Below are 24,111 nucleotides of genomic sequence, written 5' to 3'. Positions count from 1 at the left end.
ATGGAATTTGGAGCCCTGATTAAATTCTATCGTACACAAAAAGGAATGACGCAAGCAGAGCTTGCTAAAGGAATCTGCTCTGTCCCCCATTTAAGTAAGATTGAAAACAACTCGAAAGAAGCAAATGAGGAAACGATTTCCCTTTTACTTGAACGGCTGGAAATCGGACTGGAGGAAATGGACGAGAAAGAGGGCTTAATCCAGACTCTATTGGGACAGCTTGGGGAAAAAATCAATTATTATTTAAAAGATAAAATCGACGAAATCTATCAAAAACTCCAGGAAATGGAGCATATCATCCCATTTTCAAAGTTTATTCATACCTATGAATTATACAAGTATCGATATCTATTATTTAAAGGATTTTTGGCTGAGGCCGAAAGCCAAAAGGATTTATTATTTAAACAAAAGAAAAATTTTTCCCAACATGAAGAGTATTTATTTCGCTACTTTAATGCGATATGTTTAATTATGAAGGGACAGTATAAAGCTGCAGATGAATTACTCGAGGCATTGTATATTGATCCAAGTAATGATAGGCCTAACGCTGAATTTTTTTATCATCGTGCAATAGTAAAAAGCGCGTTAGAGCAATCAGGACATGCCATTCATTTTGGCAAAATGGCATTGCAGCTGTTTATGAACGAACATAATTTCTTCCGAATCCTTCATACGCTTATGATGTTAGGAATTAATTATACGCAATCGAATATTTATGAGGAAGCTGAAGACTGCTTCAAACACTTAATCCGCAATGCCGAATTATTAAAGCAGGAAAAGCTGCTTCCGCAAATTTATCACAATATGGGCTACCTGCAAAACAAAAAGAAAAATCCTAAGGAAGCGATAAGTTATTACGAAAAAAGCTTGGCCCTTCAGCCAATCAACAATCCGCATTATCTGGTGACCCTGTATTCAATTGGTGAGAACCAATATGCACTTCAAGAAACGGCTAAAGCAAAAGAGTGCTTTCAGGTTGTCAGTTCATTAGCGAAGGAGCTAGGTGTTAAGAAATATCGCTTGCTGGCAGATTTTTATATTTTCCACATCGTTTCTCCAGAAAAGGCGTTTAAATACTTAGAATCAAAAGTGATTCCCTATCTTGAAGCTACAAACGAACATCATAATGATCTTACCCGCTTTTACAAAATGCTTTCAGATTTCTATAGTCAACAAGGAACCTATTTGGAAGCAGTTAACTATTTAAATAAAATTACATGAGGAGGATATAAAATGAAAAAGGCTTTCATTCTATTATTTTCAGTTGCATTACTAGTTTTAGCCTCACCAGTCAGCAGCGCGAAACCTGTTAATGTCGCAGATGCTGCAACAGATCACCCTATTCTGCCTCCAGTATAATACAGTAAATAATTTACCCCCTGTTCACCAGGGGGTTTTTATTTTGCGGAAAACGCGATACCTTGAAATGTCTAGTTGAATAATAATAATAATAAAAAGTATTTCTTTGAAAGGATATCACAATGGATATTAAGAAAAAGGAAAATGAACAGGTTTTATCTGAAAGGGAAGAGTTAATCATTAAGCACGAAAAACAAATTGCCATCGGTGTCTGGATTCAAGCAGTGGGACAATTAATTGAATTGGTGGGCTTATACAGGCTTTATCTTATTAGTGATGAAGACGAACCTATGATTGAAAATCAAATTCTAACAGGAGCATCCCTGCAAACAATCGGCACATTTTTAGAAGCGATTGGCGTTACAGAAGAAATTGGCATTGACAGCGGCGAGATGAGCTTAGGTGCACAAAAATTAGCCGTAACGGGTGATTGGATTCAGGGATTAGGTGCAATATTGGAAGCTGTAGGCGGAACTGAAATTATTAAAGAAAACGCCAATTTATTTGTCCCATAAAAGGAATGAAACCAACGCTAATAAGGGTATCCTAATCACATGTGTTGAAAAATTATGGAAGAGGATTGAGGATACGATGAAATCATTTGTTGTTGGTTTTCACCAAGAAGACAATGTAGATGCAATGCAAATTCAAAAACTAAGCAAAGAGGATTTTGATAAAGCAACCGAAGGCGGAACGCGGCATTTATTTGAACTTGATACCAACATTGGCTTTTTTGTTTTTTTTGATGGAGAGGATGCTGATGGGCTGGTCTCATACATGGTGCTCCAATATGAAGAGGACAATGAAGAGCCAATGGCTTGTTACTCGTTCCAGTTGAAGGATTTTTATGAATTTATGGCGCTTTACTTAAGTGATCTTGGATTTAGCGAAGAAATGGAAGAAGAGGACCAGGAATACGGCCCCATTCATCATCTTGCACATCTTATGTTTCACATCGTCGAGGAAGGGCAAAGTCTTGAGGTATAAATGTGGAAATAATGAGAAAAAACAAGCACCGGACCTGAGTAGTCCGGTGCTTGTTTGTGTTAGCTTTTTGCTGTACCCTTTTTATTCACAATAACTCGGGCATTGCCCATGAAAAAGATCGTAATGGCAGCTAGGGCAATCGGGATTAATGTAAGCACAAAGGTATGTGTAATCGAATCCGACATTGCATGGACAATTTTATCCAAGATAAAGCTAGGGATTTTCGAGCGTTCGCTTGCTTGGAAAATTTGTCGTGGATCGCCCATTTGGAAACCTTGTCCCCCAGCACCCTGCATGCCTTTAAATGCCTCTTTGAGCTTATCCGTAAATAAGTTGTTTTGAAGCGAACCGAAGATAGTAACCCCGAGTGTCATCCCAAAAGAACGCAGGAATGAGTTCGTAGAGTTGGCTGTACCGCGGAATTGGGGCTCTAAATTATGCATCGATGCCGTCGGTAATAGCGAGAAAGAAAACCCAACGCCGAAACCGACAAGAATCATATAAATCGTTAATAGCCAGCGTGCGGTATCAACAGTTAAGGTTCCGAGGAGATACATGCCGACAACATATGAAATAATGGAAATAATCATCAAATTTCGATAAGAAGTTTTCGTTAAGAATATACCGCCTATCGAGCTTCCCGCTACAGACCCCAGCATCATCGGCGTCAAAATAAGTCCGGCATTCTTCGCGCTGCCCCCGTAGACTGCCTGCACAAAAATCGGAATAAACACTGTTAATATAATAAACGTGCCGCCATATAAAAAGGCCAAGATTTGCGAGGTAGCAAATAACCGCCTTTTAAAAAGCCATAGTGGCAAAATCGGTTCGGCTGCTTTTAATTCGGCAATGAAAAAGGCAATAAAAAAGACAAGAAAACTTGCAAATAAACCAATGATTTGAATAGAATCCCAGTCGTATTCTTTGCCGCCCAATTCAAGGGCAAACATTAAGCTAACGACAGAAATAATTAGCGTGATCGCTCCAGCCCAGTCAATTTTTTGCTTAGAGTGCTGAAGTGATTCATGATAATAACGAACGATTAAGATAATTGAAACAATGCCAATCGGAACATTTACATAGAAAACCCAATGCCAGCTGATATAATCAGTAATATAGGCACCAAGCAACGGCCCTAAAACGCTGGATGCCCCAAATACGGCACCAAGTAAGCCCGTCATTTTTCCGCGATTTTCAGGCGGGAAAATATCAAAAACAATCGTAAAGGCAATCGGCATAAGAGCACCGCCGCCGATACCCTGAATCGCTCGGTAAACACTTAACTGAACGATACTCTGGGCGATACCGCATAGAGCGGACCCAATAAGGAAAACGACTAATCCGAAAATAAAAAAGCGTTTCCGTCCGTACATATCAGATAACTTACCGAAAATCGGCATTCCCGCCATAACAGCAACCATATAGGCTGAGGTTACCCAAATAAATTTATCAAGTCCGCCGAGGTCGGAAACGATGGTCCCCATTGCTGTTGCGACGATCGTGTTATCCATCGCTGCCATCAGGATACCTAATAGTAAGCCTGCAACAACAGGTTTTATATTACTGTCTTTTTTTATCATAAAAATCTCCTTAAAATGGTCTTATAGGGTATTGGCCATAGTTGCCACGAGTCCTCCTCCTGATGACTATTTTAACTGATGAGTGAAATAAAATAAATTTTAAACAATAAAAAAAATCCCCTTTTGCAAGGGGATTAAATCATTGATTATTTTAAAACATCGTGATCGACATAACGTTCGCCATTCATTTCACTAATGACGTTGATCGCCACTTTTGCACCGTCACCAGCCGTGATGATCGTGTGCATGCTAACACCAGCGATAGTGCCGGCTGCCCAAATTCCTTCAATATTTGTTTTTCCTTGAGCATCAACGTCAAGGATCGTTTTAATTCTTGGTTCAGTTCCAGGCTTTGTGGTTAAGCCGATTGTTTCAGCAAGGTCAGCCATCAAACCAGTTGCAACAATGACATGCTTTGCTTCATATGCTGATTGGTCGGTTTCTACTTTAAATCCACCGTCGGTTTTAGTTACGTTTGTTACAGTAGCTTTAACCAGTTCAGCGCCAAATTTGCTGGCTTGTTTTTTGCCCGTTTCAACAAGGTCTGGTCCAGAGATTTCTAAAACGCCATAATGGTTTTCCATCCAGGCTCTCTTTGTCACGCTCTTATCATTATCGATTACCAGGGTTTTCTTGCCAGCTTTAGCTGTAAATAAGGCAGCACTAGCACCAGAAGGGCCTGCACCAATAACTACAACATCAAACATCTTCAAAACCTCCACTTTTTAAAGTTATTTCTTGTATTATCGTAGCGTAACAAAAAATGAAAGTAAAATGAATTGCTTGTTTGAGATATTGGGAAAACGAAGTAATTGATAAGATTCTCTTGTATTATTTTTAACATCCATATACTGTAATATTTAAGAAGGTGATAGTGATGGTGGAAATTGTTCCGCTTGGTGATTTGGCCATTCGCGGCAGACTACAGGGGGTTACACCAGAATAGGCACGGTTATTTCAACAGATCTTCCAAAGCTTGCTCAGGCGGTGTCTGACACCGTTATACAGTTCTCCACCATGTCATTAGAGGAAGCACAACATTTGTATTTACAAAATCAGATTTTATTAAAGCATTTGTCGCTTGCAGCAAAATAAAAAGTCCTAATTTTTACAGTGATAAGACCGAATCCTCAGCCGGACAGGAAATTGGAAATAATATAATTAATTATATTTACTATTAGTAGCCTATCAGGTAAAATGTATTTTGTACAATACATATAGAAATAGTAGGGATTAAAATACTTCACTAAAACTACTATTCTTGTTGTTATAAAAATATAAAGCATAGGGGGAAGACAAAATGGTTCGTAAAAATGTAAATATTCTTGTAGCCATTTTACTCAGTATTTTATTAGTACTTGCAGGCTGTTCTTCAAAGACGAAGGATAATGCAAGCACTAAAGATAAAGGTGATACTGCAAATAAACCAGATACCTTTATTTATGGAATTGACGGAGATCCAGGTAACGCAGTAAACGTTATTTCAACAGGTGACCGTTATGGATTAATGGAAATTAAAACTATTTACTCTCCATTGTATATGTATAACGGAAAGGATAATGTTAAGTACTTCTTGGCCGAAAGCATGACTCCTTCAGAAGATTTCTTAACATATACAGCAAAATTAAGAAAAGGTGTAAAATGGCATGATGGACAGCCATTTACGGCCGATGATGTTGTTTTCACGTATGAGCAAATGTTAAAAGAAGAAAATGGCGGCTGGGCAAGAAGCCAACTGATCTTTAATAACCAACCAGTTAAAATTGAAAAAGTGGATGACTATACAGTAAAATTCACGCTACCAACTGTCAGTATGGGAGCAATGGAAGCTTTAGGCAATATTTTCATCATGCCGAAACATGTTTATGAAGGGGAAGCAAATATTGCTAACAGCCCTAAAAATGCCACTCCAGTTGGTACTGGTCCATACAAATTAAAAGAATATAAAGCAGGGGAAAGCGTCACGTTTGAAAAGAATGATGATTATTTCCTAGGCGCACCTAAAATTGCAAAAGTTGTTTACCGTATCATCATGGATCCAAATACAGCTACATTGGCTCTGCAAAAAGGGGAAATTAATGCCCTTGCGATCCAGCCATCCGATACAAGTAAGTTTAAAGGTAATGACAACGTTGCGATTAAACCATACGATGAAGGGCGAATCGGTTACTTAGCCTTTAACTTAAGCTCAAAAGCAGTACAATCAAAGGATGTAAGAACCGCATTAGCCTTCGGTTTGAATCGTGACGAAATCAATACAGCAAGCTATGTTTCAACTGATTATTCCAAGCCAGCTTATTCATTCTTACCCAAAAAAGCAACCTATTTCACTGAAAATGTTGAAAAACATAAATTCGATACAAAAAAAGCAAAAGACCTACTGGCAAAAGCCGGAGCATCTAATTTAAAATTAAAACTAGCATTTATCGCCAATAATCCAATCCAGCAAAAGCAAGCAGCTGTTATTCAACAAAACTTGAAAGCGGCAGGCGTTTCAGTTGAGTTAGTTGGTATGGATGCGACAGCTTTAAGCAAGAAGCTTCAAAGCGTCCAAACGGACTTTGATATGTATCTAAGCGGATATATCATGGGAATTGACCCAGATACCTTTAATTCCTTATTTGTTACAAATGGTGAAGCAAACTACATGCACTATAGTAATCCAAAAGTGGATGAGTTATTTAATCAAGGCCGTGTAGAAAAAGATGATGCAAAACGTAAAGCTATTTATGAAGAAATTCAAAAGCTCATCATTGATGATGCTGCGTTCTATCCATTAACAGAGAACAAACGAATCCTTTCGATTGATTCAAGAATCAAAGGTATTGAGGAAGCTGCTTTAGTTCCAGTTTACACATTTGAAGATATGTCAAAGCTATCCTATTAAAAAAATAAAGGTTTTAGTAGATAAAGATAAACAGTTCGCTGTTTATCTTTATTTATTAAGACCAAAAGGAATAAAATGATAGAGTAGGACAGCGTAAGGAGTGAGATTATTTTTGTTAAAGTATATTTTGAAACGAATTTTACAGGCAATCCCTTTGCTTTTCATTATTTCGATTATTTGTTTTACGCTCATTCAATTGGCTCCATATGATGCAGTTGACGCGATGACAACACCAAACATGACGAAGAAAACAGTGGAACTAATAAAAGCAAGATATGGATTAGACCAGCCAGCCTATATGCAATATGTTTATTGGATAAAAGGGATTTTGAGCGGTGAATGGGGATATTCTATTGTAACGCATGAAAGTATTACAAATGATCTTTCCGCAAGGATACCGAATACGATTCTGCTTGTCCTTCCTGCTTACATTCTTGCACTTTTATTTTCTATTATTCTTGGGTTGATTGCAGGAGCGAATAGAGGGAAATGGGCGGATAAAATCATTGATGGCTTAAGCTCGTTTGGGATTGCGATACCGAGCTTTTGGATGGCGATGATTCTAGTGTTTATTTTTGGCTATCTTCTTAATTTATTACCAATCCTTGGGATGCACACCATTGGGAGTGAAGAATCATTCTCTGACCTGCTAAGTCATATGGTGCTTCCTTGCACCGTGTTGATGCTGTCTTTCATGCCTGAGCTTGTTCGATATGTACGCTCATCCACCATTGGACAGCTTTCCGAAGATTACGTCATGGTGCAACAGGCATACGGTGCCGCTTCTAGTTGGATTTTATTTAAGCATGTACTCAGAAACGTTCTGCTTCCCATCATTACGATTGTAGGGATGAGCCTTCCGATGCTTGTTACCGGGGCCGTCGTAACAGAAACGGTATTTGGCTGGCCTGGAATTGGGACATATTTTGTCAAAGCAATCCAAGGGTTTGATTACCCAGTTGTTATGGCCATCATGCTGCTGTCCTCAAGCCTTGTGATTATCGGTAATTTGCTATCCGATCTTTTATATTGCATCGTCGATCCGAGAATCAAGGGAATGGGGGAATAGAACATGGCCGGAAAGAAAAATAGAAGAATGACCCAGTTTAAAAATGAATTAAAACGTAATAAAACGGCTGCCATTGCCCTTATTTTTCTTATTCTTATTTTAGTCATATCCATTTTCGCCTTTCTCTCACCTTATCCTCCTGATCAGGTCGATGTAACTAGTGTCCTTCAGGGACCAAGTGCGGACCATTGGTTCGGTACAGACGAGCTTGGCAGAGATTATTTAACACGAGCCTTATATGGCGGACGAATCTCCCTTGCTGTCGGAATTTTAGCCATGCTTATTTCGACTAGTATTGGCGTATTGGTGGGATCGATAAGCGGCTATTTTGGCGGAAAGGTAGATAACTTTTTAATGAGAACGGTTGATGTGATTTCTTCGATTCCGTGGATGATTCTTGTTACAGTTGTAAGTATTTATCTGACACCGGGGTTAAAAGCGATTATTCTCGTCATTGGTCTGTTTACCTGGATGAGTACGGCAAGGCTTGTACGTGCCGAAACTCTTTCGATAAAAGAAAGAGAATATGTTTTATATGCGAAATCATCAGGACAATCATTGAAAAAAGTCATTTTGAAGCATATTATTCCAGCTGTCTTTCCTACTTTTATCGTCGCATCCACCGTTAGTATCGCCAATGCGATCTTGATGGAATCAGCCTTAAGTTTTCTTGGTCTTGGAATTCAACAGCCATTATCTTCATGGGGAAGCATGCTTCAAAATGCACAGGGGAACTTAGGGAATGCTCCCTATATGGCCATATTGCCTGGACTTCTTATCGTACTGACGGTTTATTCTTTTAATAGACTCGGAGATATTCTTAGGGCCGTAGTCGAGCCGAAGACAAGTGGGAAATAGGAGGGTTGGATGAAATGAGTACCATTATGGAAGAGAATAATAGATTACTTGATGTAAAAAACCTCCGGACGAACTTTTACAATGGCAAAGCAAAAATGGAAGTAGTCCGAGGAATTGATTTCACTGTGCAAAAGGGAGAAATACTAGGGATTGTTGGTGAATCCGGGAGCGGAAAAAGTGTCATGGTTAAATCGATTCTCGGCATTATCCCGAGGAACGCGAAAGTAGATGCCGGTGAAATTGTTTTAGATGGAAAGCGTATTGAAAATCTATCGAACAAAGAAAAAAGGGCGATTAGAGGTCGCGATATTGCTATGATATTCCAAGACCCGATGACTGCTCTTAATCCCTTAAAAAAAGCTGGGGATCATCTGATTGAATTATTAACAAGGGTCAGGGGCATGAACAAGAAGGAAGCCAAGCTTGAGGCTGTTGAACTGTTAAGAATGGTCGGTATCCCTTCTCCTGAAACGCGCGTGGACCAATATCCGCATGAATTTAGCGGAGGAATGAGGCAAAGGGTATTGATCGCCATGGCATTAGCGTGCAATCCTAAGCTGTTAATAGCAGATGAACCTACAACTGCACTGGATGTCACAATTCAAGCACAAATCCTGGAACTCTTAAAAAAACTTCAGCAAGAAAACGATATGTCAGTCGTGTTAATTACACATGACCTCGGAGTGGTAGCGACGATTTGCAGCCGAATATTGGTGATGTATGCCGGAATGGTGATGGAGGAAGGGTTGGCCCATGAAATTTTTTATTCACCTAAGCATCCTTATACAAAGGCATTATTAAATTCCATTCCTAGAGTGGATGGGGAGAAAACAAGATTAAAGCCAATTAAAGGGGCTGCCCCATCGCTTCAAAATATACAGAGCGGCTGCCCATTTGCAGGAAGATGCGATTTGGCTATTGAAAAATGTTTCACTTCAGTACCAGAATACAAGAGCTTTTCATCAACGCAAAGAAGTATGTGCTTTTTAGCAGGGGAAGGGGATCATCTAGATGACTAAGTCTAAGCAAAAACTTATTGAAGTTAACAATCTAAAAAAATACTTCCCTTTAAAATCCTCCATTATTAGTAAAAATAAACAAGTTGTGAAAGCTGTTGATGATATCTCGTTTCATATTTATAAAGGGGAAACGTTTGGGCTAGTTGGTGAATCAGGATGCGGCAAATCCACATTGGGGAGGACTATCAATCGTTTGTACGACCCGACGTCAGGAGAAATTCTTTTTGATGGCAAGGATATTGCCAATCTATCGAATAAAGAATTGCAGCCCTATCGAAAAAGAATGCAAATGATTTTTCAAGATCCGTATTCATCACTTAACCCATATATGAGTGTCGAAGAAATCATCGATGAACCGCTGGAGATACACACTTCTCTTTCGAAAAATGAACGAAAAGGAATCATGGTTGATATTCTTGAAAAGGTCGGTCTAAAGAAAGAAGACCTGGAAAAATACCCGCATGAATTTAGCGGTGGACAGCGCCAACGGATTGGAATTGCACGGGCGTTATCGATAAATCCTGAGTTCATTCTTTGTGATGAGGCCATATCTGCTCTGGATGTCTCCATTCAAGCTCAAGTCATAAATATGTTAGAAGATTTACAGAGTGAGATGAAGCTTACGTATTTGTTTGTCGCACACGATTTATCCATGGTCCGCCATATCTCAGACCGAATAGGTGTCATGTATCTGGGTAAACTGGTCGAGATATCTAACAGCGACGAGTTATACCATAAACCGCTGCATCCATATACGCAAGCGTTATTGTCTGCTATTCCAATACCAGATCCAATCAAGGCACAAAATAGCAAACGTGAAATTATTACTGGAGAGCTTCCGAGTCCAATAGAAATGGAAACCGGCTGCCGATTTCGATCGCGCTGTCCATTTGCCAAACCAATCTGTGCAGAAGTCGATCCGCAAATGAAACAAGTGGATGGAGAGCATTTTGTCGCCTGCCATTTATACTAAACGAAGGTGGATGAAATTAATGGAAAAAGTAAAATTAGCGTTAAATTATGCACTCATGCTGGAAATGATGAAAGCAAAAGGATTCAATAATCCAACCATCGTTGCTCTCTTAAATGAGGGAAAGGAAGAATTGCTTGAGAGCATGGGGGAAGGAATTCCTACATGGAAATCGTTGATCGACTATTACCATATGAACAAAGTTAAATGCCACCAAGCACTAAAGGAAGGTTATGAATTTTCTTTTATGACAAAAGGAGCACTCAAGTCTTTGCTGAATATTAAGTTTGCGATGAATGAAGGCGAAGATTTCGTTGATACTGGCGAGTTTTTAGACACAGTAAAAATGACCAGTGACAACCTGGAGGCACTCCGTGAAATGATTGCTAAAAATTGGACAATTGTTTTACAAGAAGAAAACTATAGCGAAGACGTTCATCTTCTAAAAATTGAACTGACTCATAAACCGAATTTTAATTTTAAATAACTAGTAAAATAAAAAGAACCATCATTTCCGTCCTGGGATTGATGGTTCTTGTGTTTAAATTGATATAAATGGTCTTTCTTAGTCTTTGTTAATCTTGTTCTCATATCTACATAAACAAACGAGCTGCGCTTTACTTCTGGGTTCATTTTTCCTTCACGCTCAAGCTTTTCTCGTAATTTCTTGGCATTAGATTTTGCCAAATTAATCACTCCTTAAATTAAATTCATTCCATTATATAACAATTATTTTATTCTGAAAACAAATTTATAAAAATTTAAGAAATTCATTATGAGTTCTTTAGAATTTAGGTTTATTCTAAGATAAATGCAAATTTTTAAAAGGTGGATTTTCATGTCAATCCGTAAAAGTCTCTTTCTTTCGAATGCTGCCATGGTCATTATGCCGATCATCATCTTCATTCTTTATTTTACCCTGTTGAATGTCTTGTTCAGCGGTGATTTTAAACTTCTTAGCAATAACTATCACCGTGGCTGGCAATCAGGGGCAGGCGGACAGAATATTGAAGTATTTAATCAATTAAAGAAAACCGCCTCTTTAGAAGAGGAGAAATTTTCGAACCCGTCATACCAGGGTGCCATATCCAAGGAATTGGAGGATATGAATGCCGGTATCATTATCCGAAAAGATAAAAAAGTTTTGTTTTCATCTGATAATGTAAGTAATTTGAAAAAAGAAACGCTGCCAGCTTTCGGAAATGAAGGATATCAACCTATGGTCAGGCTTGGACAGCAGCCTTATTCAATCAGGCAGCATGATTTTTATTTTAAGGACGGGACAGAAGGTACCATTTTTTTATTCGATAAAGGGGTGCCGTTTATCCAATTTGCTAGAAGATTCTTTCCGATGATATTCATTGGATTTGTGCTTATTTTGGTACTAACAAATTCTGTTCTCTCCTATTTTATGTCAAGACGAATTCTTAAGCCAATTAATCAAATGTCCGCAGCTGCAGCAAAAATTAGTGCAGGCAATCTTGATTTCCATTTGGAACCAACGCGAAAAGATGAATTAGGAACACTAGTAAAATCCTTTGATGAAATGAGAGAGAAATTAAAAAAATCAGCCGAACTCAGGGAACAATACGAAAAAAATCGCCGTGAACTCATTGCTAATATTTCCCATGATTTAAAGACTCCCATTACATCTATTCGGGGCTACGTGGAAGGAATTAAAGATGGAGTTGCCAATACAGAAGAAAAGTTCGAGCGTTACCTAGATACCATCCATGCCAAGGCAACTCATATGGACCGTTTAATTAATGAACTATTTCTTTTTTCAAAATTAGACGTCAATAGTGTCCCGTTTAATTTTGAAAAAGTTGAACTGACTCCCTTTTTAGAAGATTATCTCGAGGAAATAAGGCTGGATTTGAGCTATGAAGGTACGCAATTAGTCCTGCTGACGAATTTCCGAATAGCGGTGTATATGGACCGAGATAATATCATCCGAGTAATGAATAATATTATTTTTAATAGTGTGAAATATATCGAAAAAGGTAAATGCCGAATTCAGATTTCCTTCAAAGAACAGGGGGAAATGGTAAAGGTCTCTATATGTGACAACGGGCCTGGAGTCCCAGCTAATGAGATTTCCAATATATTTGACCGTTTCTATCGTGGCGACCCTTCCCGCAGCTCGGATACAGGTGGAAGCGGTCTAGGACTTGCTATAGCTGCCCAAATTATTCAAGCCCATGGTGGTGAGATTTGGGCAGAAAATTCTTCTGGAAGAGGTTTAAGTATCCATTTTACTCTTCCAAAATCGAATGATAAAGGTGAAAACTAATGAGTGAAATATTAATCATTGAGGATGAACGGAGTATTGCAGAGCTGGAACGTGATTATTTAGAAATTGCAGGCTTTGAAGTTGAAATTGCAACAGATGGAAAAACGGGGCTTGAGGCTGCCCTTAATCAAAACTACCGATTAATATTGCTGGATTTAATGCTGCCAAATATTAATGGGTTTGAGATTTGTAAGCAAATTCGAAAAGAGAAAGACATCCCTATCCTTATGGTTACTGCCAAAAATGAGGACATAGATAAGGTTCGCGGTTTGGGACTGGGGGCCGATGATTATATCGTTAAACCATTCAGCCCAAGTGAACTTGTCGCCAGAGTTAAAGCACATTTGGCGAGATATGAGCGGCTGATCCGAAAAAGTGTGCCGCTCGATGAAATTCAAATTCGCGGCCTGCAGATTAATAAATCCTCCCGTCAGGTTTTTATTAATGAAAAGGAAGTAATCTTAACAGCGAAGGAATTTGATTTGTTAACCTTCTTAGCCCTTCATCCTAACCAGGTTTTTACGAAAGAGCACCTGTTTGAACGGATTTGGGGACTTGAATCGATGGGGGATACTGCAACTGTAACCGTTCATGTAAGAAAAATTCGTGAGAAAATCGAAACTGATCCAACCAATCTTCAATATATTGAAACAGTTTGGGGAGCAGGGTATCGATTTAAAGGATATTAAATTGCTTGTTGAGGATGTCCTGCTAGCGGGGGCATCCTGTTTTTTATTTCGAACGATTGGGTAAAAGGTGCATCCGAGTCCGCAATAACGATAAAGTTTAGAAATATTTAAGAATTGCTTTAGAAGGAGTTTAGATATTCTGTTTAAACTAAAGCTTGTAAAACATCAAGGAGGTGACGGGGCTGAAAGTTTCGCATAAAGCCAAGAGATGGCTGCTGATTTTTCATATATTATTCGCAGCAATCATGCTGGGAAATATGACGGCTTTTCTTATTTTTAGTATTACAGCAGCAGCGGCAAGTGATGATGGCTTAATTCAAGCATGCTATCAAGCCATGCATATCCTTTCGAAAACATCAGTGCGAGCTTCTACCATTGGAACGACTATAACAGGCATTCTACTTTCCGTTTGGACCAAATGGGGATTGTTCAAATATTATTGGATCATTTCAAAAGAGGGCCTGACAGTACTTTGTATCGTTCTAAACTTGTGGGGTATGTACACTTGGACCCTTCAAGCTATAAGCAAAACAGATGACCTTTTCTTTGTCAAAACCGAGCTTTGGACTGGGATTATTATTCAAATCATATCACTCGTGCTGATGTACATTATTTCAGTAATTAAACCATGGGGGAAAAGAGTTAGCACCGCCACCTAAGAAATTGGAGGCTTTGCTTTCCTCACATGGTTGAAAGGGCAACAAAACTATTAAGGAAAAACCATTATAAATTTAGGAGTTGATTCATATGCATCACTGGGGATATTTTCACCCTTTCGCATTTATTTTCCCTTTACTTTTCATTGCTTTTTTTGCAGCTAATTTTATAATGTGGAGGCGTAGAGGCAGATTTTGTTTTCAAGGTAATGCCGATGCACAGGTAATCCTGGCAAAAAGATTGGCATCAGGGGAAATTGGTGTCGAGGAATATGAAAAAATAAATGAAATCCTGAAGAAAAAATAAAAGTAAAGACCCTCTTGAAAATCAAGGGGGTCTTCGAGTTTAATTAATTCGCTCTTTATATTGCTTAACTTTCTCTTTTTTACGACTGTGAAGGAAGTAATAAAGGACGATCCCGATAAGGATATAAAATGAACTTAAAAAGTAAAACGAGCCAAAGCCCATTTTTGCAACTAACAAGCCTACAACGAATGAACCTAATCCAATTCCAGTATCAAATATCGATAGGAAGGTTGCAGTTGCAAGCCCTCGTTTTTTAGGAGGGGCATCTTGAAGGGCAATGGTTTGAAAAGTTGGAAAAAGTGTTCCCCACCCTAAGCCGATCAATCCAGCTGAAAATAGGAATGTGCCGGCTGTACCACTATTACTTAATAGAAACATCCCAATGGCAAATAAAACAATAGAAGGGAAAACAATCACGTTTGGACCACGGAGGTCAAACAATTTGCCAGTAAAAGGTCTTGAGATTAAAAGAACAACTGCATAAACTACAAAGAATAAGCTTGAAACGGCTGATAAATGAACTTCAGTTGCATACACATTGACGAAGGAAAGAATCGATGAATAAACAAGTGCAAAGAATGCGCCAATTAGTGAAATGGGAACAGCTGAAGCTTCAAAGAAATTACGAAATGAAAAAGTCGAATAAGCGACTTCCTGCTTAGGTTGTTCTCTCTTCTCTATTTTTACAAAGAATCCAGCAATGAGCGATGCTAACGCACCAATTATACTTAGTGTAAATAATACTTTCGTTCCCCATTGATTCATAGCAGTAATACCTATAAATGGACCGAGGACCATTGCAAGATTGGCCGACATAATAAAATAGCCCATGCCCTCGCCCCTGCGTGAATTCGGAATAATATCAGCGACAATAGTACCAGCGGCTGTTGTTGCCATTCCAAAACCAATCCCATGCAAAAAGCGAATGGTCAGCATACCAGAAATTGTTTTTGGAAAAAAGTAAAATAGCGAGGCCGCAAAGAATATTATAAGGGCTGTTAAAAGAATTTTTTGATGGCCAGCCCGTTCGAGCCATTTGCCGGCGATCGGACGTGAAATGATGGCAGAAATCAAGAATACTGTCGTCATCAGACCTGCTTCAGAAGCGCTGCTATGATATTCCTGTAGTGCGAAATTTGGCAGAGTAACAAGTAAGAAATAAAAGGTTAGAAAAAGAAAAAAGTTACTTAAGGAAATACTAATAAAATCCTTCGTCCATAATTTTGTTTTATCCATATGTTGCACTCCTTATTTAAGCTGCTGTAACCAGCTTTTTTGCAAACTTAATAGCTCTTCCTGTGAAGATAGTGGAAAATTATCTAATAAAAATTCATTTGATTCAAAAACGGCTTTTTCCCAATTTGGGTATTCAGACAATGCCAGGTCAGTTAATTGAATGATTTTCTCGCGCTTGTCTTTGCCTTGCACCTGTCTGACATATCCTTGTTTAACTAGTCGCTGAATGGTGCGGGTCATTGGCGGTGCTTCGACAAACAGGTAATCACATATTTCTTTTTGAGATAAGGAACCTTTTGTTTTTAAAACGAAGATGACCGACCATTGTGAGCCGTATAATCCTAATGGCTTCAATGCCTCATTCAGTTTATTGGTAAGATGACGTGAAAGCTGATGCAGTGTATGGAACAATTCGTGGGTATTCAATGTGGATTCACTCCAAAAATAATTAGTTACCTAGGTAACTATATTCCTTTAATTGAAAAATGTCAAGGTAAGTGTGTTTTGTGGAATATAATAAAAAATCCGCGGAAATATAATCCGCGGAAAAAAATCATCTAACTAATTTATCTCAAAACATTAAAATACCTAGCTTCTGGATGTGCAAACACCATGGCTGAAACAGAAGCCTCAGGTTCCATCATGCAGCCTTCAGTCAATTCAATACCGATTTCTTCAGGTTTAATTAGTTTAAATAATTTTTTCTGATCTTCTAAATCAGGACAGGCCGGATAACCGAACGAGAATCGCTGACCTTGATATTTTGCGGCGAACCGGTCTTGCATTGTAAAGTTTAGTGGATCAGGGAAGCCCCAGCGGTCACGCATCTGCCGGTGAATTAATTCGGCAAAACCCTCTGCTGTTTCTAGTGCCAATGACTGAAGTGCATGACTTTCAAGGAATCGACCTGCGGCTTTAAATTCGTCAGCTTTCTCACGAATGCCTCTTCCAGCAGTGACAGTGAAGAAACCAACATAATCCTTAACTCCACTATCAACCGATTTAATAAAATCCGCCAAACAAAGATGAGGCTCAGACTCTTGTCTAGGGAAATCAAACGTTTCAATGATTTCCTCTGGATTTTCCGGATTATAAATATTTACCTTATTCCCTTCTGATTGAGCAGGGAAAAACTGATAAAGAGCTTGAGGTGTAATCCAATTGTTTGCAGTCGCATCAGCAAGCAATTGATCAACCACTTCTTTTACTTTTAAAGCTTTTTCATCTTTTTCAGCGATTAATTTGGCGATTTTTCCTTTAACTCCAAGGTGATGTCCAATAAGCATTTGCATATTTATATAAGGCTCAATATGTGATAAAGAATAAGACCTTAAGATATGTCTTTTTGTATCCATTGGAGTAAAAACTGGCACTTTTGTAGAAACAGATGGCTTTGGTTTTACGGCAACAGACACAGCAGACCGACTTGGAATATCTCTTGGAATTTCAGCTGCTGCCAATTTTTCTTGTTTTTCAACAAGGAGTTTTTGATGTTCTTCAGGTGATTGCAGCTGATTAGCAAGTGACAATCCGGTCATGGCATCTTTAGCATAAAGCACTAGTCCATCGTACTCTTTAGCAATTTTTGTATCTGTAAACTTACGGGAAAGTGCAGCACCGCCAACTAGAATAGGCATGGAAAGTCCTGCTTCCTTCATGTCTTGTGCTGTTAACACCATTTGCTGCGCCGATTTTACTAGCAAACCAGAAAGTCCAACCATATCTGGTTTTTCATTTTTGATAGCTTGAACCAATTCAGTCGGAGTCACTTTAATTCCTAAGTCAACCACATTATAGCCATTATTGCTCAGAATGATATCAACAAGGTTTTTCCCGATGTCATGAACATCACCTTTAACCGTTGCTAATATAACTTTCCCTTTTGATGCAGAGACATCGCCTTTTTCCATGTGGGGCTCTAAAAAAGCAACTGATGCTTTCATTACCTCAGCACTTTGCAGTACCTCAGCCACTATAAGTTGATTGTCATTAAAAAGACGGCCAACTTCCTTCATGCCGTTCATTAACGGACCATTAATTATATCAAGTGGTGCAGGGTACACCTTAAGCGCTTGATCCAAGTCAGGAAGCAAACCTTCTTTTGTGCCTTCAACAACATAATACGAGAGACGCTCTTCTAGGGTCATATCTGGTAAAGTACTCTTTGCTTCTTTCTTTTTGCCACGATAAAACTCCGTAAAAGTAGCTAATGTTTCATCTGTTGTCGTAAATAAAAGATCATCTGCTAACTTTACTTCCTCTTTTGAAATAGATGCAAAGCGTTCAAGCTTCTCAGTGTTTACGATGGCATAATCGAGGCCAGCCTGTGTACAGTGATATAGGAACACAGAATTTAATATTTCTCTTCCAACTGGCGGTAAACCGAAAGAAACATTACTTATTCCAAGTATGGTCTGAACTCCGGGAAGCTCCTCCTTAATTAACCTAATCCCTTCAACTGTTGCCTTAGCAGAACCAATGTATTGCTCATCTCCCGTACCAACTGGAAAAACAAGTGGATCAAAAATTAAATCCTGGGATTTAAGACCGTATTTGTTCACCAAAAGGTCATGGGAACGTTTGGCAATCTCAAGCTTTCGTTCTGCTGTAACTCCCATGCCTTTCTCATCAATGGTACCTACGACTACTGCAGCGCCATATTTGTGTATTAATGGTACAACCGCTTCAAAACGCTCTTCTCCGTCCTCAAGATTAATCGAATTAATAATTGCTTTACCTTGAGAATATTTAAGCGCCTTTTCAATAACCTTTTCATCGGTAGAATCTATAACAAGAGGAACCTTAACCTTCTTTACTACCTCCTTAATAAAATTCTCCATATCAACGATTTCGTCACGGTCTGGATCAGCAAGGCAAATATCAATAACATGCGCTCCGCCCTTAACCTGCGCGCGGGCAACTTCAGAAGCTTCTTCAAATTTTCCTTCGGTAATTAATCGTTTAAATTTACGAGAGCCAATTACGTTTGTCCTTTCACCAACCATGATAGGTCTTAATGTAGGATCATCATAAACAAAAGGTTCAATACCAGAAACCATGTGTACAGTAGATTGTTTTGTTTCTCTAGGTTTAAAGTTTTTCATAGCCTCAGATATTGCTTTAATATGTTCAGGTGTGGTACCACAACAACCCCCGACTATATTAAGCCAGCCATGAGCAGCAAAATCAGATAATTTTTTCGCCAGAATTTCCGGCGTTTCGTGGTAGTGTCCTTCTTCATCTGGCAAACCGGCATTAGGGTAACAGCTTACTGCTGTTGTAGCAAGCTCTGATAAAGAACGAATATGATCCTGCATGAACTCCGGTCCTGTAGCACAGTTTAGTCCAACGGCAACAGGATTCATATGCTCAATCGATATAAAGAAAGCCTCAATTGATTGTCCCGCAAGAGTCGTTCCCATTGGCTCAATCGTTCCTGATATCACAATTGGAAGTGTTGTTCCGGTCTTGGAAAAAGCACTTTGGATCCCTGCGAATCCAGCTTTTACATTCAACATATCCTGGCTGGTTTCAAGAAGGAGCAGGTCCACACCGCCATCAATTAAGCCTAGAGCTTGTTCCTCGTAGCTGGCTGTAAGTTCATCAAAGGTTGTTCCGCCTGTAACGCTTAACGTTTTCGTAGTGGGCCCCATAGAACCAGCAACATAACGAGGCCATTCTTCGGAATAAACTTTTTGCACTTCGCCAATTGCGATCATTGCAGCGATTTTATTAATTTCATAGGCTTTATAGCCGAGTCCATACTCATCAAGGACGATGCTTGTAGCGCCAAATGTATTTGTTTCAATGATGTCGGCTCCAGATTCAAGATATTCCCGATGTATGTTGGCAATAACAGAAGGGGCGGTCAGATTCAGGTTTTCATTACATCCTTCCAATTCCTCACCGCCAAAATCATCAGCGGTAAGGTTGACACGCTGGAGCATTGTTCCCATAGCTCCGTCCATAACGAGGATTCGTTTCTTTAACTGATCAGTAAATGATGTTTTCGGCAATGTTGTTCCTCCTCACTTCACTTGCCCGCTGATTGGCATATTGAGCAAGCTCAGCGGTTAATTCATAACGTAAAAACGGTGTAATTAAATAAATCCCGTTGAATAAATCTAATGCTGCATCAATTAATGACTTTGTTATGTCAATTCCCAGGCGGGTTGCTGCCAGCGGATTATCGTTCATATTGGCCATTTGTTCACGTATGGAATCAGCAATTTTGATCCCCGGTACTTCATTATGAAGGAACTCTGCATTCTTGCTGCCTGTTAACGGCATAAGGCCAATATAGATAGGTGCATCTAAATGCTTCGTATTTTCATAGACTTCAAGTAACTTTTCTTCTGAAAAAACAGGCTGAGAGATAAAGTAATCGGCCCCGAATTCAACCTTTTTCTCCAATCGCTTGACAGCTTTTTCAAGCGAGCGGACATTGGGATTAAAGGCAGCAGCAATGCTAAAAGCCGTTTTCTGTCCCAAGTCCTTTCCGGAATATGACAAGCCTTCGTTCATTTGCTTAATCATTTTGATTAGTTCAAATGAAGACACATCATAAACGGAAGACGCACCCGGAAAATCTCCTACTCTTGCTGGGTCGCCTGTAATGGCTAAAACATCATGCATACCCAGCGTATGAAGGCCCATTAAATGGGATTGCAAGCCGATAATATTTCGATCTCGGCAAGCGATGTGGATAAGCGGCCGCATTCCTAATTGTTCTTTCACTAGATATCCCAATGATTCATTGGAAATTCGAACTGTAGCAAGAGAATTATCCGCCAGAGTAATAGAATCAATGCCTGCTTCCTTCAACGCTTTAGCCCCTTCGAAAAACTTTGTGGCATCCAGCTTTCTAGGTGGGTCTAATTCTACAATAACCGATGTTCTCTCTTTCACAATTTCTTGCAGAGGAGTGTGCTCCCTTACTGGTGGTTCAACAATGATCTTCTTTGGTTTTAATTGTACTATTTTTTCAGTAACCGGAACACTATTCTTTAATTCTTCTGCAAAAGCTCTAATGTGTTCAGGCGTTGTTCCGCAGCAGCCGCCAAGCAGCCGTACTCCCTGTGTACGGAACGCTTTTGCGGAATTGCGGAAATAAGTTCCATCTCCCTCGGTATAATGGAACTTTCCATCCGTATAGGCAGGGAGACTAGCATTTGGATAGGCGGAAAGAAAGGCACGTTCAGGCAATTCGACCTGCTCCAAAGCTAATAACATATGATGGGGGCCAAGCCGGCAATTAAGACCGACGATATCCGCTCCAAGAGCTTCAAGTCTTTTTAATGCGTCATTGACAGGAGTCCGGTCCTGTAAAAATCCAGGCTCTTGATGGGATACCTGCGCAATAATCGGTAGCTTTGTTTCCTTTCTGGCTATGGTTAGAACCGTTTCAAGTTCTTCAAAATCGTAAAAGGTTTCAAGCAATAATCCATCCACACCTTCAAGAAGGAGGCAATATAATTGCTCCCGAAAGCTGCGCTTTAATTCTTCTAACGTAATGGAATCTGGCTTAACACCTCGATTTCCACCAATTGTTCCAAGAACGTAAGTACTATTTTGGGCTGCTGCCTTTTTGGCAATAGAAACTGCAGCACTGTTAATTTCCTTAACAGAATCCTCTAAACCATACCTTTGCAGCTTTAAATAGTTTGCGGCATAAGTATTAGTTTGAATAACGTCAGCACCGGCATAAATATAAGCCCTATGAATATTTTGGATGTGGTCTGGCTGGGAAAGGTTCAATTCCTCTAAACAACTATCCTTACCGAACGAATACAATAATGTACCCATGGCCCCGTCGGCTATTAAGATTTGATTTTTTAATTTTTCTAAAAAGCTCATATACATTCTCCTTGTTAATAAACCAAATCATTTTGGTACTGCTTCGCTAGGGCCTGTGAAAAATCCTTTATTATGTCATCAGGGTTTTCTAATCCAACAGATAGCCGCAGCAAACTATTTTTGATTCCACGCTTTTCTCTTTCTGCCTGCGGCATGGCAGCATGGGACATTTTTGCCGGATACGATAAAATCGATTCCACTGCGCCAAGGCTAACTGCAAAGACAGGGATTTTTACATTTGAAACAAACGAGCGGACCGCTTCTTCATCATCCAGCTCAAACGATAAAACAGCGCCTGCTCCCTCAGCCTGGGACTTCTGTAATTCAAATTCAGGGTGGTCTTCCAAACCAGGATAATAAACCTTTTTAACAAGCGGATTATCCTGTAAAAACTGGGCAATCTTTAATGTGGATTTTTGGGAGTGCTCCAACCGGACATGAAGCGTCTTCAGTCCTCTAAGCACCAGCCAGGCATCTTGAACTCCTAGAACAGCACCGAAGGAATTTTGTAAGAAATATAGCCGCTTTGCCAAATTTTCGTCCTTTACCACAGCAAGGCCAGCCACAACATCACTATGTCCGGATAAAAACTTGGTCGCACTATGGAGAACAACATCCGCGCCTAGCTCTAAAGGCTTTTGTAATGCTGGTGTAAGAAAAGTATTATCCACAAAGGTTAAAGCTTTAATTTCTTTCGCAAGCACACTAATTGCCTGAATGTCCGTTACTTTTAATAAAGGATTCGATGGAGTTTCCACATAAAATGCCTTCGTATTCGGTTTAATGGCTTGTTTCACTTGATCCAAATCAGTCATATCGACAAAAGTATGCTCAATTCCAAAACGAGTAAGCACCTCAGTAACCATACGGAACGTACCGCCATAAACATCTTCAGTGATCACAACATGATCACCAGAAGATAAAAGTAGAAATGCAGTCGAAATCGCAGCCATTCCGGAAGAAAAGGCAAAGCCTTTAATTCCGCCTTCGAGCTCCGCAATCACATCCTCAAGCGCTTCACGAGTTGGGTTTAAACTGCGGGCATAATCATATTTTCCGAAACTATCAATATCAAATTGATGAAAGGTTGATGCATGCTGAATCGGTACACTGACAGCTCCTGTAGCGGGATCAAATTTATGCCGGTTATGAAGAAGCTTCGTTTCAAAACAATATTCTTCAGTCTCCATTACACAATCACTCCTTCGTTAACTTTGGCTAATGCCTGCTCCAAATCAAAAATGATATCCTCCGCATCTTCAATCCCAACAGAGAAACGCAACAAACGATTACATACACCGGACTGAATTCTAATTTCTTCTGGAATATCCGCATGGGTTTGCGTTGCTGGATAAGTGATAAAGCTTTCGGTGCCGCCTAAGCTCTCAGCAAAACTAATCAGTTTTAAATTTTGTAAAAATGGATTAACCCACGATTCGTCTTTAACACGGAAGGAAACCATTCCGCCTCTTCCTGGATAGAGGACATCTGTTACTCCTTCATGATTAGAAAGATATTCAACCACAGCCTTTGCATTCTTCTCATGCTGTTTCATCCGAAGCGATAAAGTCTTCATTCCGCGCATTAATAACCAGGAATCAAAAGGACTTAAGACAGCACCCGCGCCATTATGATGGAAGGCCAATGCTTCACAAAGTTCTTTGCCTTTTGCGACAACTAGCCCGGCAAGAACATCATTATGTCCGCCTAAATATTTCGTTGCACTGTGGATAACGATATCTGCACCAAGTGCAATCGGCTGCTGCAATAGAGGAGTATAGAAAGTATTGTCAACAATCAGGAGAATCCCGTGCTTTTTGGCAATCTTGGATACTTCAGCAATATCGGATTCCTGCATAAGCGGATTGGTTGGAGTCTCAAGGAAAATAGCCTTTGTTTGCGGAGTAATTTTCTTTTCGATCTCTTCCGGACAACACGTATTCACATATTGGCTGTTCAAGCCCCACTTTTTATAGCCTTTTTCTAATAGACGGTAGGTTCCGCCGTATAAATCCTCGCTTACAAGCCATTCATCACCGGATTCAAATAAGGCAAGAATCGTTAATATAGCGGCCATCCCAGAGCTGCAGGCAAACCCTTGATCAGCGCCTTCTAAATCCGCGATTGTCTTTTCAAGAAGCTGGCGTGTTGGATTTCCGGTTCTGATATAATCAAACCCAGTTGATTGCCCAATCCCCTCGTGGCGGAAGGCAGTTGAAAAATAAACAGGCGGGTTAACGGTTCCAGTTACAGTCTCACTTCGATTTCCAATTTGAGCTAATTTCGTATCAATTTTGTACATAATGCACACTCCTTGTTTATATAAATAAAAAAAGCCTTCTTAT

Annotated in this window: 23 protein-coding genes and 1 pseudogene; 15 read left to right on the top strand and 9 right to left on the bottom strand. The window is 39.5% G+C overall.

Annotation, left to right across the window (positions count from 1 at the left end; genetic code table 11):
• The 4 genes from AC59HZ_RS21440 (at position 1) to AC59HZ_RS21425 (ending at position 2,346) form a co-directional block, all read left to right on the top strand.
• Complete coding sequence (locus tag AC59HZ_RS21440; protein WP_496547804.1) at positions 1–1,221, top strand: helix-turn-helix domain-containing protein; 1,221 nt, start codon at positions 1–3, stop codon at positions 1,219–1,221.
• 12 nt (positions 1,222–1,233) lie between these two features.
• Positions 1,234–1,359 (top strand): hypothetical protein, encoded by a 126-nt coding sequence (locus AC59HZ_RS21435; protein ID WP_496547803.1) that lies wholly within the window; start codon positions 1,234–1,236, stop codon positions 1,357–1,359.
• 122 nt (positions 1,360–1,481) lie between these two features.
• Entirely contained in the window at positions 1,482–1,874 is a 393-nt protein-coding gene (locus AC59HZ_RS21430) for a hypothetical protein (RefSeq protein WP_496547802.1), read from the top strand.
• 76 nt (positions 1,875–1,950) lie between these two features.
• A complete protein-coding gene (locus tag AC59HZ_RS21425; RefSeq protein WP_223591844.1) occupies positions 1,951–2,346 on the top strand; it encodes a cytosolic protein in 396 nt (131 codons plus the stop codon).
• 59 nt (positions 2,347–2,405) lie between these two features.
• Here the strand turns inward: AC59HZ_RS21425 and AC59HZ_RS21420 are convergent, their stop codons facing one another.
• Positions 2,406–3,926 carry an MDR family MFS transporter gene (locus AC59HZ_RS21420; protein ID WP_496547801.1) on the bottom strand — a complete coding sequence of 507 codons (1,521 nt, stop codon included), beginning with the start codon at positions 3,924–3,926 and terminating at the stop codon, positions 2,406–2,408.
• Positions 3,927–4,072: 146 nt separating this feature from the next.
• A complete protein-coding gene (locus AC59HZ_RS21415) occupies positions 4,073–4,633 on the bottom strand; it encodes an NAD(P)/FAD-dependent oxidoreductase (RefSeq protein ID WP_430065373.1) in 561 nt (186 codons plus the stop codon).
• A 211-nt stretch (positions 4,634–4,844) separates the two neighbouring features.
• Here AC59HZ_RS21415 and AC59HZ_RS21410 point away from each other — a divergent pair.
• From AC59HZ_RS21410 to AC59HZ_RS21380, 7 genes and pseudogenes are all read left to right on the top strand, one after another.
• A pseudogene (locus AC59HZ_RS21410) lies at positions 4,845–5,021 on the top strand (KipI antagonist); the annotation flags it as partial.
• 205 nt (positions 5,022–5,226) lie between these two features.
• Complete coding sequence (locus AC59HZ_RS21405; protein WP_496547800.1) at positions 5,227–6,813, top strand: ABC transporter substrate-binding protein; 1,587 nt, start codon at positions 5,227–5,229, stop codon at positions 6,811–6,813.
• A 112-nt stretch (positions 6,814–6,925) separates the two neighbouring features.
• Positions 6,926–7,882, top strand: coding sequence for an ABC transporter permease (locus AC59HZ_RS21400; protein ID WP_496547799.1), 957 nt, complete (start codon positions 6,926–6,928; stop codon positions 7,880–7,882).
• 3 nt (positions 7,883–7,885) lie between these two features.
• On the top strand, positions 7,886–8,740 hold the full coding sequence (locus tag AC59HZ_RS21395; RefSeq protein WP_496547798.1) for an ABC transporter permease: 855 nt from the start codon (positions 7,886–7,888) through the stop codon (positions 8,738–8,740).
• Between the two features lie 14 nt (positions 8,741–8,754).
• Entirely contained in the window at positions 8,755–9,759 is a 1,005-nt protein-coding gene (locus AC59HZ_RS21390) for an ABC transporter ATP-binding protein (protein ID WP_496547797.1), read from the top strand.
• Entirely contained in the window at positions 9,752–10,732 is a 981-nt protein-coding gene (locus AC59HZ_RS21385; RefSeq protein WP_496547796.1) for an ABC transporter ATP-binding protein, read from the top strand. Before AC59HZ_RS21390 ends, AC59HZ_RS21385 begins: the two co-directional genes overlap by 8 nt.
• A 19-nt stretch (positions 10,733–10,751) precedes the next feature.
• Positions 10,752–11,216: a hypothetical protein gene (locus AC59HZ_RS21380; RefSeq protein ID WP_496547795.1), complete on the top strand. Its 465-nt coding sequence runs from the start codon at positions 10,752–10,754 to the stop codon at positions 11,214–11,216.
• Here the strand turns inward: AC59HZ_RS21380 and brfA are convergent.
• Positions 11,189–11,416 (bottom strand): ribosome rescue factor BrfA, encoded by a 228-nt coding sequence (brfA, locus tag AC59HZ_RS21375; protein WP_496547794.1) that lies wholly within the window; start codon positions 11,414–11,416, stop codon positions 11,189–11,191. The two genes, AC59HZ_RS21380 and brfA, sit on opposite strands and share 28 nt — an antisense overlap.
• Before the next feature lie 151 nt (positions 11,417–11,567).
• Between brfA and AC59HZ_RS21370 the strand changes: the two genes are divergently transcribed.
• The 4 genes from AC59HZ_RS21370 (at position 11,568) to AC59HZ_RS21355 (ending at position 14,674) form a co-directional block, all read left to right on the top strand.
• Positions 11,568–13,022 carry a sensor histidine kinase gene (locus tag AC59HZ_RS21370; protein ID WP_496547793.1) on the top strand — a complete coding sequence of 485 codons (1,455 nt, stop codon included), beginning with the start codon at positions 11,568–11,570 and terminating at the stop codon, positions 13,020–13,022.
• A complete protein-coding gene (locus AC59HZ_RS21365; RefSeq protein ID WP_496547792.1) occupies positions 13,022–13,711 on the top strand; it encodes a response regulator transcription factor in 690 nt (229 codons plus the stop codon). The genes AC59HZ_RS21370 and AC59HZ_RS21365 overlap by 1 nt, the downstream gene beginning before the upstream one ends.
• Before the next feature lie 173 nt (positions 13,712–13,884).
• A complete protein-coding gene (locus AC59HZ_RS21360; protein ID WP_496547791.1) occupies positions 13,885–14,370 on the top strand; it encodes a hypothetical protein in 486 nt (161 codons plus the stop codon).
• A gap of 169 nt (positions 14,371–14,539) precedes the next feature.
• Entirely contained in the window at positions 14,540–14,674 is a 135-nt protein-coding gene (locus tag AC59HZ_RS21355) for an SHOCT domain-containing protein (RefSeq protein ID WP_496547790.1), read from the top strand.
• Positions 14,675–14,713: 39 nt separating this feature from the next.
• Here the strand turns inward: AC59HZ_RS21355 and AC59HZ_RS21350 are convergent, their stop codons facing one another.
• The 6 genes from AC59HZ_RS21350 to AC59HZ_RS21325 all read right to left on the bottom strand — a co-directional run bounded on the left by AC59HZ_RS21350 (position 14,714) and on the right by AC59HZ_RS21325 (position 24,068).
• Positions 14,714–15,910, bottom strand: a complete 1,197-nt coding sequence (locus AC59HZ_RS21350) for an MFS transporter (protein WP_496547789.1) — start codon at positions 15,908–15,910, stop codon at positions 14,714–14,716.
• 12 nt (positions 15,911–15,922) lie between these two features.
• Positions 15,923–16,336: a MarR family winged helix-turn-helix transcriptional regulator gene (locus tag AC59HZ_RS21345; RefSeq protein ID WP_496547788.1), complete on the bottom strand. Its 414-nt coding sequence runs from the start codon at positions 16,334–16,336 to the stop codon at positions 15,923–15,925.
• A 140-nt stretch (positions 16,337–16,476) separates the two neighbouring features.
• A complete protein-coding gene (gene metH / locus AC59HZ_RS21340; protein ID WP_496547787.1) occupies positions 16,477–19,926 on the bottom strand; it encodes a methionine synthase in 3,450 nt (1,149 codons plus the stop codon).
• On the bottom strand, positions 19,904–21,766 hold the full coding sequence (locus tag AC59HZ_RS21335) for a bifunctional homocysteine S-methyltransferase/methylenetetrahydrofolate reductase (protein ID WP_496547786.1): 1,863 nt from the start codon (positions 21,764–21,766) through the stop codon (positions 19,904–19,906). The genes metH and AC59HZ_RS21335 overlap by 23 nt, the downstream gene beginning before the upstream one ends.
• A 14-nt stretch (positions 21,767–21,780) precedes the next feature.
• Positions 21,781–22,956: a cystathionine beta-lyase gene (metC, locus tag AC59HZ_RS21330; protein WP_496547785.1), complete on the bottom strand. Its 1,176-nt coding sequence runs from the start codon at positions 22,954–22,956 to the stop codon at positions 21,781–21,783.
• Positions 22,956–24,068 (bottom strand): methionine biosynthesis PLP-dependent protein, encoded by a 1,113-nt coding sequence (locus AC59HZ_RS21325; RefSeq protein WP_496547784.1) that lies wholly within the window; start codon positions 24,066–24,068, stop codon positions 22,956–22,958. Before AC59HZ_RS21325 ends, metC begins: the two co-directional genes overlap by 1 nt.
• Positions 24,069–24,111: the final 43 nt, after the last annotated feature.

The sequence above is a fragment of the Neobacillus sp. DZ-9 genome, from assembly GCF_059587065.1.
The sequence above is the reverse complement of the archived record's forward strand: the minus strand, read 5'-3'. Positions and strand labels throughout refer to the sequence as shown.

Coding starts and splice junctions, on each gene's coding strand:
- AC59HZ_RS21370 (WP_496547793.1), top strand. CDS start 11,568: ATGTCAATCCGTAAAAGTCTCTTTCTTTCGAATGCTGCCATGGTCATT.
- AC59HZ_RS21425 (WP_223591844.1), top strand. CDS start 1,951: ATGAAATCATTTGTTGTTGGTTTTCACCAAGAAGACAATGTAGATGCA.
- AC59HZ_RS21325 (WP_496547784.1), bottom strand. CDS start 24,068: ATGTACAAAATTGATACGAAATTAGCTCAAATTGGAAATCGAAGTGAG.
- AC59HZ_RS21380 (WP_496547795.1), top strand. CDS start 10,752: ATGGAAAAAGTAAAATTAGCGTTAAATTATGCACTCATGCTGGAAATG.
- AC59HZ_RS21440 (WP_496547804.1), top strand. CDS start 1: ATGGAATTTGGAGCCCTGATTAAATTCTATCGTACACAAAAAGGAATG.
- AC59HZ_RS21355 (WP_496547790.1), top strand. CDS start 14,540: ATGTGGAGGCGTAGAGGCAGATTTTGTTTTCAAGGTAATGCCGATGCA.
- AC59HZ_RS21365 (WP_496547792.1), top strand. CDS start 13,022: ATGAGTGAAATATTAATCATTGAGGATGAACGGAGTATTGCAGAGCTG.
- AC59HZ_RS21390 (WP_496547797.1), top strand. CDS start 8,755: ATGAGTACCATTATGGAAGAGAATAATAGATTACTTGATGTAAAAAAC.
- AC59HZ_RS21415 (WP_430065373.1), bottom strand. CDS start 4,633: ATGTTTGATGTTGTAGTTATTGGTGCAGGCCCTTCTGGTGCTAGTGCT.
- AC59HZ_RS21385 (WP_496547796.1), top strand. CDS start 9,752: ATGACTAAGTCTAAGCAAAAACTTATTGAAGTTAACAATCTAAAAAAA.
- AC59HZ_RS21430 (WP_496547802.1), top strand. CDS start 1,482: ATGGATATTAAGAAAAAGGAAAATGAACAGGTTTTATCTGAAAGGGAA.
- AC59HZ_RS21350 (WP_496547789.1), bottom strand. CDS start 15,910: ATGGATAAAACAAAATTATGGACGAAGGATTTTATTAGTATTTCCTTA.
- AC59HZ_RS21420 (WP_496547801.1), bottom strand. CDS start 3,926: ATGATAAAAAAAGACAGTAATATAAAACCTGTTGTTGCAGGCTTACTA.
- AC59HZ_RS21435 (WP_496547803.1), top strand. CDS start 1,234: ATGAAAAAGGCTTTCATTCTATTATTTTCAGTTGCATTACTAGTTTTA.
- AC59HZ_RS21335 (WP_496547786.1), bottom strand. CDS start 21,766: ATGAGCTTTTTAGAAAAATTAAAAAATCAAATCTTAATAGCCGACGGG.
- AC59HZ_RS21405 (WP_496547800.1), top strand. CDS start 5,227: ATGGTTCGTAAAAATGTAAATATTCTTGTAGCCATTTTACTCAGTATT.
- metC (WP_496547785.1), bottom strand. CDS start 22,956: ATGGAGACTGAAGAATATTGTTTTGAAACGAAGCTTCTTCATAACCGG.
- AC59HZ_RS21395 (WP_496547798.1), top strand. CDS start 7,886: ATGGCCGGAAAGAAAAATAGAAGAATGACCCAGTTTAAAAATGAATTA.